Raw genomic sequence first — 12,503 nt, 5'->3', positions numbered from 1 at the left:
CGCGGCGCGGCGAATCATGTCGGGCGCATTCCTCAGGTGCTGCCGAGGCGCTGCGGCCGGGCCGTGTCCGCTTCCGCCCGAAGCACATCGAGGACGACGTCGCCGTCGACGGTCTCCTCCTCGACGAGGATCGCGGCCAGCCGGTCCAGCGCCGTCCGATGCTGCGTCAGGAGCGCGACCGCCCGTTCCTCGGCGGCCCGCAGCAGCCGGGCGACCTCGCGGTCCACGAGCTGCTGGGTGTGTTCCGAGTAGGGCCGCACGAGGCTCCGGTCGCTGGTGTCGGCATGGAGGTAGTTGGGATCGCCGGAGCCGTACCCCACCGGGCCGAACGCTTCGGACAGCCCGAATTCCCGCACCATGCGCACGGCGATCCGGGTCGCGCCGCTCAGATCGTCGGCGGCGCCGGTCGAGCCCTCCCCGAACACGACGATCTCCGCGGCCCGCCCACCCACCCGCACGGTGAGCAGATCGTTGAGATATCCCTCGCTGTAGAGGTGGCGTTCGACCTCGGGGAGCTGCTGGGTCGATCCCAGCGCCATGCCCGCGGGCAGGATCGTCACCTTCGCCACCGGGTCGGCGTGCGGGCACAGGGCCGCGAGCAGCGCGTGACCCGATTCGTGCACCGCCACCGAGGTCCGTTCCTCGGGGAGCAGGGCGTTGGCGCTCTCGCGGCGGCCGAGCAGCAGGCGGTCGCGCGCGGACGACAAGTCGTCGGCGCAGATGACGGTGCGGTCGTCGCGGACGGCGTTGATCGCGGCCTCGTTGACCAGGTTCGCCAGATCCGCACCCGAGAACCCCGGGGTGGCCCGCGCGAGCACACTCAGATCGACGTCGGGCCCGAGGTGTTTGCCCTGTAGGTGCACCGAGAGGATCGCGGCCCGTTCCGACTGGGTAGGCAGGGGGATGACCACCGTGCGGTCGAACCGGCCCGGCCGCAGCAGTGCCGGATCGAGCGCCTCCGGGCGGTTCGTCGCTGCCAGCACCACGATGCCGACGCTCTGATCGAAGCCGTCCATCTCGGCCAGCAACTGGTTGAGCGTCTGCTCCCGCTCGTCGTTTCCGGCGTAGGTCCCGACGCCGCGTTTGCTGCCGATGGCGTCGATCTCGTCGATGAAGATGATCGACGGGGGGCTCTTGCGGGCCTGCTCGAACAGGTCCCGCACGCGGGAGGCGCCGACGCCGACGAACATCTCCACGAACTCCGAGCCCGTGACGGACAGGAAGCGCACCTCTGCTTCACCCGCCACCGCGCGGGCCAGCAGCGTCTTGCCGGTGCCCGGCGGGCCGATCATCAGCACGCCGCGGGGACCCTTCGCGCCGGCGGCCGCGTACTTCTCCGGATCCCGCAGGAAGTCGACGACCTCGCTGATCTCCTGCTTGACGCCGTCGTATCCGGCGACGTCGGCGAAGCGGGTGGTCGGCCGGTTCGCCTCGATCACCCGGGCCTTCGAGCGGCCGAACGTTCCGATGCCCCCGATACCGCCGGCGCCGCCGCTGAATGCGCGCTGCGCCCGGCGGCCGAGCCACAGCAGCAGTCCCGCGAACACCACGAAGGGCAGCATGCTGAACAGAATCGCCCCCCACGGGCTGTCGTCGGTCTGTTCCGCGCTGACCCGGACCTGCTTCGCCTGCAGCTTGTTGTCGAGCCCGGCGAGGTCCAGCGCGGTGGGTAGCTGGGTGACGAATTCGGTTCCATCGGAAAGTGTTCCGTAGACCGATCCCTTGTCGTCGATCGTCACCTCTTCCACGGTGCCCGCATCGACCCGGTCCACGAAGTCGCTGTAGGTCAGGGTGCTCGAGGTCGGGGTCTGCAGGGCCAGGGCGACCACCAGGCCGCCGAGCAGGACGGCGACCGCGACCAGCTGCCACCACAGGCCCGAGGACGGCGCCGGCGGGGGCGGCGGGTCCGGGGGAGGCCCCGATCGCGCCGACCGTGAGTGGTGAACGGAGAAGAACCTGGTCCGTGTGATCATTCGGCGCTCTCCTGACCTGTCCGTGTCGGATCCACGGTATCCGGACGCACGGAGGTCCTCACCCGTGTCAGCAGGATCGACGAGAGACTGTGGAGCGTGGCGGCGAACCTCGACGTCGGTATCGCAGGGTTCGCCGCCACGGTCCGGGGCTCAGGCCCGGACGGGGACCGGTCGGGGCGGCGGTGCCTCGGCAAGTTCACGGACGAGGTCCTCGGCGGCGGGCCAGTGGCCGTAGCCGGCGGCGGGGTTGAGGTGCCCGACCGGTCCGGCGTCGACGAGTCTGCTGCCCCAGTGCCGCGCGAGAGCGGCGGCCCGGTCGAACCCACAGAGCGGGTCGTTGCTGCTGGCGGCGACGATGCTGGGAAACCGCAGCGGTGTGCGCGGGGTGGGATACCAGCCGTTGTCGCGTAGCTGCTCGGGGGTGGGGTAGCCGGCGGGCAGCGCGACGGTGAGGTCGGGTGGGGTGGCCAACAACGCGCCCACGACGGGGTGGTCGTGGCGCTGGGCCCACGCCACGGTGATCATCACACCGGCGCTGTGCGCGACCAGCAGCACCGGGCCGGTCGTGCCGGCGACGACCTCGTCGAGGGCGGCGACGCGGGCGGCGAGACCGAACTTGTCGCGCTGCAGCGGCTCGACCGTGGTCACCTTCGGCAGCCGCGCGGCGAGCAGGGTCTGCCAGTGCTCGGCGACGTGGCCGCGCAGGCCCGGCACGATCACCACGGTCGTGGTATCGAGGGTGCTCACTTGTCGGCTCCGGTCTGCTGCGCGGGGGTGGCGGACAGGGTGGCGAGCTTGCGGACGCCGGCGGGGTAGACGCGCTTGCCGGCCAGCAGCACCGCGACCGCGCCCAGGTAGACGAGCGGCGCAAGTTGCAGAGCATTGGCGAGGCTGATCCTGTCCGCGAGGACACCGACGACGAACGGGCCCGCGGCCAGCCCGAGCAGGCTGTTGGCCAGGGTGGTGGTGCCGAACGCCGACGCCCGCACGGTGGGGTGGGTCAGGTTGGCGACCATCGCGGTGACCGCGCCGGTGGAGCCGGCGGAGAAGAACGCGCCCAGTCCGAGCAGCACCAGCTGGGCGGTGCCGACCGGCAGCCGGAACCCGACGATCAGCAGTACCCCGGCGGCGAGGCTGATCGCGATCGCGACCGTCCACTTGCGGGCCGGGTCGATGCGGGCGGCCCGGTCGGCGACGATGCCGCACACGATCATGCCGGCGCCGATGAGCAGCACGAAGACCGCGGCCATCGCGGCGGCCTTGTCCGCGGCCAGCCCGTAGGAGCGGCCGAAGAAGCTGGGCAGCCACGCCATCAGCGCGGCGGCGGTGAACATCTGCAGCCCGCCGCCGATGTAGGCGCACAGCACCGCGGGGTTGGTGAACAGGCTCGAGATCGGGGCACGTGCAACCGGGCCCGGCGCCTCGGTGTGGGTGGTGTTCGTGTCGTCGTCGATGGCGTGGCGGGCGAGCTTGCGCTCGCTGACCAGGGCCCAGAACAGCGCGACCAGGATCAGCCCGAAGATCGCCATCGACGCGAAGGACCAGCGCCAGGACAGCTGCACGGCGATGACCCCGCCGAATGCGACGCCGATCACCGACCCGAACGAGCCGCCGGCCATGAACGCACCCGAGAGCGAGGCCCGCAGCCGCGGCGCGAACACGCTGAGCACGACCGCGATACCGACGCTGCCGTAGGCGGCCTCACCGACCCCGACCAGGAACCGGGCGCCGAGCATCTGCTCGTAGGAGCCCGCCACCGCGCACAGCAGGGTCGCCACGCTCCACAACGCGGCCATCACGACGAGGCTGCGCACCCGGCCCCACCGGTCGGCGAGCATCGACAGCGGCAGGGTGAGCAACCCGACCATCAACGCGACCACGCTGTTCAGCGATGCGAGGTGCGAATCCGACAGCGACCATTCGGCTTTCAGGAACGGGAATACCGCACTGAGGACCTGCCGGGACATGTAGTCCGACAGCAGCAGCCCGAAGGTGAGTGCGAACACGAGCCACGGGTAGAACCGGGATCGCCCGCTGCGGCGAGACGGCGCCGACACGGTCGCGGTCCGCTCCGGCGCGGTGGGGGTGAGAGAGGACATGATCTTCCTAAACCTCGGGTGGGGTGGGGAGGAGCGCGATGGCTGGGGGTGAAGTTTGTGGTGCTGACGGCCGGTGGGAGAAAGGGTTCCGCGTGCCCCGGGGGCGCGGCACGGGGCGTGGTGTCACGCCCCGCGGGTCACGCGGATGCTGCGTCAGGCGTGCTGGGTGAAGCCGCGCTGGCCGGGGCGGCGGTTGGGCGCGAAGCCGATCTTGGCGAGGGTCTCCTCGGCGCTGGTGTAGTGCTCGTCGAGCTTGTAGATCTCGCGGGCCTCCTTGCCGGTGGCGACCTCGCGACCGAGTTCGTTCGCGATGCGGACGAGCTGTTCGACCTGCGCCACGGAAGTCATCTTCTCGCCCTTGCGGCCCCACAGGGTGTCCTCGGTGCCGCAGCGGGCGTGCAGGCCCATCGCGATGGCCATGGTGTTGACCGGCAGCACGCTGCGCATCAGGGTTTCCAGGGTGAGCACCGCCCCGTCGGGGGTGCGGCGGATGAACTCCATCATGTTGTACGGGTTGGGACCGTCGAAGCCGCCGCCGATGCCGACCCAGGTCACCATCAGCGGGCCGGTGTAGACGCCGCGACGGATCAACCGCTCCACGGTCTCGAGCTGGGCGATGTTGGCGAGCTGGAAGTGCGGCTGGATACCGTTGGCCTGCAGCCGGCGCAGGTGCTCCTCGACCCAGCCCGGCCCGGCCGGGACGGTCATCTCGCGGTAGGCGTCGTAGACCTCGGGGCGCTCGAAGGAGGTGCCGGCGATGTCGTCGGCGGTCATCAGCTCGACGATGTTCATCTGATTGGTGTTGATCGCGATGGTGACCTGGTCGGGCTTGGGGTCGAGTTCGGCAAGCATGTGGCGGGTGTCGTCGGAGAGCCACTTCGCGTCCGCGCCCTCGCCTTCGGGTGCGAACGAGATCGAGCCGCCGACCTGCAGGATCATCTCGGGTACCGCCTCGCGCAGCCGTGCCAGCAGCTCGTTGAACTTCGAGAGCCGCTTGGAGCCCTTGCCGTCGAGTTCCCGCACGTGGATGTGCAGCACGGTCGCGCCGGCCTCGTAGCAGTCCACCGCCTTCTGCACGTGCTCGTCCATGGTCAGTGGCAGGTCCTCGGCGAAGTCGTCGATGTCCCACTCCGGGCCGTAGGGGGCGACGGTGATGACCAGCTTCTCCTGGTTCTCCGGGAACAGGGCGTCGTCGTGGAAGTGCATGGTGGTGCTCCGATCAGAGTTGTGGTGGGGTTGGTGAGGGTGAACGGGACGGGGGAGGGGTCAGAAGGTGGCGTCGCCGACGATGCCGGCGCGTTCCATCTTGCGTACTGCGGGCCAATAGTCCTGCACCGCATAGTGTTGTGTGGATCGGTTGTCCCAGATGGCGACGCTGTTGGGGGTCCAGCGCCACCGCACCTGGTATTCCGGGATCGCGGCCTGGCTGATCAGGTAGCGCAGCAGATCCCCGGCGCCGGGGGCGTAGTCGATGCCGAAGCGGACGTTGTCGGGGGTGTGGTAGTTGACGAAATGGGTGGCGAAGGCGTTGACGAACAGGATCTTCTCCCCGGTTTCCGGATGGGTGCGCACCACCGGGTGCTCGGCGTCGGGGAACCGCTCGTGCAGCGCGTGCCGGGCCTCGAGGGGCATGTTCGCACCGAAGCTGGCCTCGATGCTGTGCCGGGCGCGCAGCCCGTCGATCCGGTCCTTCACCGATTGCGGCAGCCGCGTGTAGGCCTGCGCCATGTTCACCCAGACGGTGTCGCCGCCGACCGGTGGGATCTCCACGGCGCGCAGCACCGAACCCATCGGAGGGTTCTGCCGCCACGTGGCGTCGCAGTGGTAGGCGTTTTCGTAGTGCTCCGGCGCGCTGTCGAGGTCCTTGTAGATCCGCACCAGCCCGGGATGGTCGGGGTCGCTGCCGGCCACCGGGTGATCCTCGAGCGGGCCGAACCGTTCCGCCAGCGCGACGTGCTCGGCGCGGGTGAAGTCCTGCCCGCGCAGGAACAGCACCTTGTGACGCAGCAGCAGCGCACGCAGCTCGGCGAACAGGGCGTCGTCGCGCGACACCTCGCCCAGGTCCACGTCGAACAGCTCCGCACCGATCGTGGCGGTCAACGGCTCGACCCGGAACGGGGTCACCGTCCGTGTCCGCCGGGGCATCTCGATCGTGACAGACATTGCGTTGTCTCCTAGAAGAATTGGGGTTCGGTGACGGTGTCGGGTATTCGCCGGGTTCAGAGGGTGAACACCGAGGTGCCGATGCTGGCGCCGGCCTCGAGATCGCGGTGTGCGGTCACCGCGTCGGCCAGCTCGTAGCGCTGGTTGATGTCGATGCGGATCCGGCCGGCGGCGACGTGGCCGAACACCTCGCCGGCCAGTTCGGCCCGCTCGGCCGGGTCGGCGATGTAGTCCGCCAGCGCGGGACGGGTCACGAACAGCGAGCCCTTCACCGCCAGCGACATCGCGTCGATCGGCGGGATCGGTCCGGACGCGGTGCCGAAGCACACCAGCAGGCCGCGGCGGGCCAGCGAGTCGAGCGAGGTCGCGAAGGTGGAGGCGCCGATGCTGTCGAACACCACCGGCACTCCGACCCCGTCGGTGATCTCGCGGACCCGGGCGGGGACGTTCTCGCGGGTGTAGACGATCACGTGTGCACAGCCGTTGGCGCGGGCGATCTCGGCCTTCGCGTCGCTGGACACGGTGCCGATCACGTTGATGCCCAGCAGATTCGCCCATTGAGTGACGATGGAGCCGACCCCGCCTGCGGCGGCGTGCAGCAGCACCGTGTCCCCGGCGTCCAGCGCGACGATGCGCCGCAGTAGATACGCACTGGTGAGCCCGCGCATGGTCATCGACGCCGCGGTCTCGAACGCGATCCCGCCCGGGAGCGTGATCAGGTGCTCGGCCGGCATCACCCGCTCGGTGCTGTAGGCGCCCAGCGGGCTGCCGGTGTAGGTGACGCGGTCACCCTCCCGCACGTGCGACACGCCGGTGCCGACGGCCTCGACCACACCCGCCGCCTCGACGCCCATGCCGGCGGGCAACGCGGCCGGGTAGAGCCCGGTCCGGAAGTAGGTGTCGGCGAAGTTGAGGCCGACCGCACCGTGGCGGATCCGGACCTCGCCCGGGCCGGGTTCCCCGACCTCGGCGTTCTCCCACCGCAGGACCTCCGGTCCACCGGTCTCGTAGAAACGAACGGCCTTCGCCACGGTATTCTCCTTCTCGGTCCCGGGTGCTCGCGTCGTGACGACTCGGAGATCCGAAACGTTGTGCTGTGGAACAGCTTTTGGATTCACTCGGGTGCGCCGGTTCGGCTTGTGAGGGCGGTCACCGAGTGGCCCGTGCTGTGATGAACCCAACTCTAGTCGGACCATCCCATGGATACTTATCCTGGCGGGACTCCAAATATTCGCTTCGGGACGCTGCGGCGATCCAGCGGTCTCGCCGGCCCGGGAGGTGCATCCCGCCGGGTTCGAGCCGGCTGCATCCCGGATGCGAGGGCGTGATGGTGTGGGACGGTGTCGGTCGATCGAGCCGACCGGGGCGGCGTCGGTGTGCGACAACGGTGCTCATCGGATTCGCGTGGACTGCAGGCGGTGTGGTCTGTGCGCCATCAACCCTGTCCCGATACGAATAGTCTGCTGACCCGATGAGATAAGTACGGTGGGTGCGGTTCGGCTACCGTGGAGTGGCAAGCCGAAGACCCGCATGGGTTCTCGATCGAGTCCCGCACTCCGCGGGCCACGTCCCCAGCACCGGGATCGTCGATGCAGCCGGCCGAGGCGGCCACCTGCCCGACGTGCTCGAAAACACCCGTCGCCACCCCTCAGGAAGATCGATGACCAGGACCATCTATACCGCCGACCACCTCGCCTTTCGTGACACGGTGCGTGACTTCACGCAGCGCCACCTGATTCCGGAGCACGAGCGGATCATCGAGCAGCGGTTCATCGACCGCGAGATCTGGATCGAGGCGGGCAAGCTCGGCCTGCTCGGTCTGGAGGTACCCGAACAGTACGGTGGCAGCGCGGCGGGAGACTACCGGTTCAACGCGGTTGTGGGGGAGGAACTCTCGCGGGTGAGTGCCGCGATCGCGTCGAGTTTCGGCATCCACTACGACATCGTGGCGCCGTATCTGGTGGAGCTGACCACCGAGGAGCAGAAGCAGCGGTGGCTGCCGGGGTTCTGCACCGGTGAACTGGTCGCCGCGATCGCGATGACCGAACCGGCCGCGGGCTCGGACCTGGCCGGATTGAAGACCACCGCCCGACGCGACGGGGAGGACTGGATCCTCAACGGGTCCAAGACGTTCATCACCAACGGTTACCACGCCGACCTGGTGATCGTGGCGGCGAAGACCAGTCCGGAGAAGAAGGCCAAGGGCATCACCCTGTTCGCGGTCGAGACCGGCACGGCGGGCTTCGAACGGGGCCGCAAGCTGGACAAGGTCGGCCAACCCGAGTCCGACACCGCCGAGTTGTTCTTCACCGACGTCCGGGTCCCGGCGGCGAACGTGATCGGCGAGGTCGACGGCGGGTTCGCGCACATGATGCGAATGCTGCCGCAGGAACGGATCTGCGCGGCGGTGTCGAATCTCGCGCACGCCGAGGCGATCCTGGCCGAGACCCTCGACTATGCCCGGGCGCGCAAGGCGTTCGGCCAGGCGATCGGCTCGTTCCAGTACAACAAGTTCCTCTTCGCCGAACTGGTCACCACGCTCGAGGTGGCGCAGGCGTTCGTCGATCGGTGCGTGCAGGCACACACCGAGGGGCGGCTCACCGCGGTGGACGCCGCGAAGGCCAAGTGGTGGAGCTCGCAGGTGCAGAACCAGATCCTCGACAGTTGCGTCCAGCTGCACGGCGGCTACGGGTTCATGAACGAATACCGGGTCGCGCGGGCGTGGAAGGACGCACGGGTGACCAAGATCTGGGCCGGGTCCAACGAGATCATGAAGGAGATCATCGGACGGGACCTCGGACTGTGAGCATCACCGCGCCGGCCACCCACGCGAGCGAACCCACCGAGTGGCTCGCCCGGCTGACGCGCACCCGGTCCGACGCCGCCGCCCGCATCGCGTGGCTGACCGGGGTGCTCGGCTCCATTCGCTGGGCTCCGGCGCTGTGCGTGCCCCTTCGGCCCCACGCCGGTTCGGAGACGACCACCGACCACGACCCCTTTCTCGAACCACACCGGAGAACCACAGCATGACCAATCTCAGTACCAATCTCGTTGTGTCAGCGCGCAACTACCCCGGCAAGACCGCGTTGCGGTGCGGCGAGGACACGCTCTCGTTCGCCGAGTTCGACGCGGCCGCGGCGCGGGTGGCAACCCTGCTCGAGCGGGCCGGGATCGCACCCGGTGACCGGGTCGCGGTGATGCTGCCCAACACCGCGGCGTTCGCGATCGTGTTCTACGGCATCCTGCGGCGCGGCGCGATCGCGGTGCCGATGAACCCGCTGCTGAAGGCCCGCGAGATCGAGTTCTTCCTGACCAACACCGCCGCGTCGGCGCTGTTCGCGACCCCGGTGTTCGCCGAGCAGGCCCGCGCCGCGTCCGACGCGGCCGACGCCCGGTTGTGGCTGGTCGACGACGACGACCTCGCCCGGCTGACCGCCGACCTGCCGACGCAGGCCGCGCCGGTGGCGCGGGCGGGTGAGGACACCGCGGTGATCCTGCACACTTCGGGCACCACCGGCAAGCCCAAGGGCGCCGAACTCACCCACGCCGGCCTGGCCGGCAACGCAGAGGTGACCGCTCGCACCCTGATCCAGATCGGACCCGACGACGTCGTGATGGGCGCACTGCCGCTGTTCCACGTCTTCGGGCTCACCTGTGGGCTCAACGCCTCGGTCCTCGTGGGTGCCACGCTGACACTGGTGCCGCGGTTCGACCCGCGAGTCGCGCTCGAGGTGATCGCCCGCGACCGGGTCACCGTGTTCGAGGGCGTGCCGACCATGTACGCCGCGATGCTCGGTGTCGCCGGGGAACTCGACGCGGCGGCGACGGCGAGCCTGCGAGTGTGCGTCTCGGGCGGCGCGTCGCTGCCGGTGGCAGTGCTCACCGACTTCGAGCGGACCTTCGACGCGGTGATCCTGGAAGGCTACGGGCTGTCGGAAACCTCCCCGGTCGCCTCGTTCAACCACCCGAACCGCGTCCGTAAGACCGGCTCGATCGGCACCCCGATCGAGGGCGTGCGGATGCGTGTCGTGGACGGCACCGGTGCCGAGGTTCCGGCCGACCAGCCCGGCGAGATCCAGATCGCGGGACCGAACGTGATGAAGGGCTACTGGAACCTGCCCGAGTCGACCGCGGCTGCGATCGACGCGGCCGGCTGGTTCGCCACCGGCGACATCGGCCGCATCGACACCGACGGCTACTTCTACATCGTGGACCGCAAGAAGGACCTGATCATCCGCGGCGGGTTCAACGTCTACCCCCGCGAGGTCGAGGAGGTCGTCTACGAGCACCCTGCCGTGGCGGAGGCCGCGGTGGTCGGCATCCCGCACGCCAGCCTCGGCGAGGAGATCGGCGCCGCGGTCACGCTCAAGCCCGGCGCGAGCGCCGATCCCGCCGAGATCGTCGCATTCGTCAAACAGCGGGTCGCCGCCTACAAGTATCCGCGCCACATCTGGATCCTCGACACCCTGCCGCAGGGGCCGACCGGCAAGATCCTGCGCCGCGACATCACCATCCCGACCTTCGAAAGCAGCAACCGATCATGACCACCACCACCACCACCAAGCCGGCACACCGCCCCGACGAGCTCGCCGCGCCGCTGGACCTGCTGCTGGCCGGCTCGGCCCGCGGCGTGGCCGGCCGGATGCTGCCCAACCGATCCTGGGCCCGGCTCGCGGGCGGGCTGGCCACCCGCCCGGGCACGCTCGCGCACCGCGGCGGAAACCTGGCCAAGGAACTCGCTGCGGTCGCCGCCGGCCGCGCCGACCGCGCACCCGGCAAGGGCGACAAACGATTCGCCGACCCGGCGTGGCAGAACAACCCCTGGTTGCACCGCAGCATGCAGGCCTACCTCGCCACCGCCGACACCGCCTATGCCCTGCTCGCGGACGCGGGCTTGGACTGGCGCGACACCGAACGGATGCGGTTCGTGCTCGACAACCTCGTCGAGGGCCTCGCGCCGAGCAACAATCCGCTGCTCAACCCGCTCGGGTGGAAGGCGCTCATCGACACCGGCGGCCTGTCCGTGCTGCGCGGGGCGCGCGCGTTCGCCCGCGACATGGCCACCAAGCCGCGGGTGCCGGCGATGATCGAAGACGGCGCCTACACCCTCGGCGAGACCGTCGCGGTCACACCCGGGGCAGTGGTGTTGCGCACCCCGGTGTTCGAGCTGATCCAGTACGCTCCGCAATCCGCGACCGTGCGCGAGGTGCCGCTGCTGATGGTGCCGCCGGTGATCAACAAGTACTACATCACCGACATCGCCCCCGGTCGCAGCATGATCGAGTACTTCGTCGCCCAGGGCCAGCAGGTGTTCGCCATCTCCTGGCGAAACCCCCACGCCGAGCATCGGGACTGGGACCTCGACACCTACGGCGGCGCGATCCTCGAGGCGATGGACGCCGTCCAGGGGATCACCGGCACCGACCGCACGCATCTGCAGGGCAGCTGCTCGGGCGGGATCCTGGCCGCGACGACCGCCGCGTACCTGGCTGCCACCGGCCACGGCGACCGGGTTGCCGGGCTCACCCTGGCGGTGACCGTGCTCGACCAGGCCCAGGCCGGGTTCGCCGCCGCCGCCCTCGACGCACGCACCGCCGAGACCGCGATCGAACGCTCGCAGTCCAGGGGCTTCCTGGACGGGGACGAGCTGGCCGAGGTGTTCGCCTGGCTGCGCCCGACCGACCTGGTGTGGCGCTACTGGGTCAACAACTACCTGCAGGGCCGCCCGCCCGCGCCGTTCGACGTGCTGCATTGGAACGCCGACACCACTCGCATGACCGCCGGCCTGCACCGCGACCTGGTCCGTATCGGCGCTACCAACGCGCTGGCCACCCCCGGCACGATCGACCTGTTGGGCACCCCGATCGACCTCGGAGCGGTCACCGCCGACGCGTACGTGATCGGCGGCATCGCCGACCACATCTCGCCATGGCAGTCCTGCCACCGCAGCGCCGCCCTGCTCGGCGGCGCCGACACCCGGTTCGTGCTCTCCACCAGCGGGCACGTCGCCGCGCTGGTCAACCCACCCGGAAACCCCAAGGCGTCCTTCCGGGTCGGGCCCGTCGACGAGGACACCCCGGAGCAATGGTTCGACCGCGCGACGGTCACCCGCGACTCCTGGTGGCCGGACTACACCACCTGGCTCGCCGCGCGCAGCGGCGCCACCGTCGCCGCACCCACCACGCTCGGCGGCGCCGGCCACTCCCCGCTCGACCCCGCACCCGGCACCTACGTACACCACATCTGACCCACCACGACCTCAGGAAGC

The 12,503-nt window shown here is 69.9% G+C and carries 10 protein-coding genes; 4 read left to right on the top strand and 6 right to left on the bottom strand.

All coding sequences use genetic code 11. From position 1 onward, the window contains the following. Positions 1-32: 32 nt before the first annotated feature. The 6 genes from ftsH to KZJ41_RS23125 form a co-directional block, all read right to left on the bottom strand. Positions 33-1,973, bottom strand: a complete 1,941-nt coding sequence (ftsH, locus tag KZJ41_RS23150; protein WP_251549676.1) for an ATP-dependent zinc metalloprotease FtsH — start codon at positions 1,971-1,973, stop codon at positions 33-35. 150 nt (positions 1,974-2,123) lie between these two features. After that, the gene (locus KZJ41_RS23145) at positions 2,124-2,720 is read right to left on the bottom strand and encodes an alpha/beta hydrolase (protein ID WP_006937065.1); all 597 of its coding nucleotides are present in this window, start codon (positions 2,718-2,720) and stop codon (positions 2,124-2,126) included. Next, positions 2,717-4,072 carry an MFS transporter gene (locus tag KZJ41_RS23140; RefSeq protein WP_006937064.1) on the bottom strand — a complete coding sequence of 452 codons (1,356 nt, stop codon included), beginning with the start codon at positions 4,070-4,072 and terminating at the stop codon, positions 2,717-2,719. The genes KZJ41_RS23145 and KZJ41_RS23140 overlap by 4 nt, the downstream gene beginning before the upstream one ends. A gap of 153 nt (positions 4,073-4,225) precedes the next feature. Then, complete coding sequence (locus tag KZJ41_RS23135) at positions 4,226-5,278, bottom strand: 3-keto-5-aminohexanoate cleavage protein (RefSeq protein WP_006937062.1); 1,053 nt, start codon at positions 5,276-5,278, stop codon at positions 4,226-4,228. Positions 5,279-5,338: 60 nt separating this feature from the next. Then, a complete protein-coding gene (locus KZJ41_RS23130) occupies positions 5,339-6,235 on the bottom strand; it encodes a TauD/TfdA family dioxygenase (RefSeq protein ID WP_006937061.1) in 897 nt (298 codons plus the stop codon). 56 nt (positions 6,236-6,291) lie between these two features. Continuing rightward, the gene (locus tag KZJ41_RS23125) at positions 6,292-7,266 is read right to left on the bottom strand and encodes a quinone oxidoreductase (protein ID WP_006937059.1); all 975 of its coding nucleotides are present in this window, start codon (positions 7,264-7,266) and stop codon (positions 6,292-6,294) included. 629 nt (positions 7,267-7,895) lie between these two features. On the opposite strand from KZJ41_RS23125, the gene KZJ41_RS23120 reads away from it, so the two are divergent. Genes KZJ41_RS23120 through KZJ41_RS23105 form a run of 4 tightly spaced genes read left to right on the top strand, consistent with a single transcriptional unit; the run spans position 7,896 to position 12,482 of the window. Then, on the top strand, positions 7,896-9,041 hold the full coding sequence (locus KZJ41_RS23120; RefSeq protein WP_006937057.1) for an acyl-CoA dehydrogenase family protein: 1,146 nt from the start codon (positions 7,896-7,898) through the stop codon (positions 9,039-9,041). Further along, entirely contained in the window at positions 9,038-9,265 is a 228-nt protein-coding gene (locus KZJ41_RS23115) for a hypothetical protein (RefSeq protein ID WP_006937055.1), read from the top strand. Before KZJ41_RS23120 ends, KZJ41_RS23115 begins: the two co-directional genes overlap by 4 nt. Continuing rightward, positions 9,262-10,779, top strand: coding sequence for a long-chain fatty acid--CoA ligase (locus tag KZJ41_RS23110; protein ID WP_006937054.1), 1,518 nt, complete (start codon positions 9,262-9,264; stop codon positions 10,777-10,779). The genes KZJ41_RS23115 and KZJ41_RS23110 overlap by 4 nt, the downstream gene beginning before the upstream one ends. Beyond that, complete coding sequence (locus tag KZJ41_RS23105) at positions 10,776-12,482, top strand: alpha/beta hydrolase (RefSeq protein WP_251549674.1); 1,707 nt, start codon at positions 10,776-10,778, stop codon at positions 12,480-12,482. Before KZJ41_RS23110 ends, KZJ41_RS23105 begins: the two co-directional genes overlap by 4 nt. Positions 12,483-12,503 lie beyond the last annotated feature (21 nt).

The organism is Rhodococcus sp. 11-3 (assembly GCF_023704055.1).
Classification (GTDB): domain Bacteria; phylum Actinomycetota; class Actinomycetes; order Mycobacteriales; family Mycobacteriaceae; genus Rhodococcus; species Rhodococcus aetherivorans.
The sequence above is the reverse complement of the archived record's forward strand: the minus strand, read 5'-3'. Positions and strand labels throughout refer to the sequence as shown.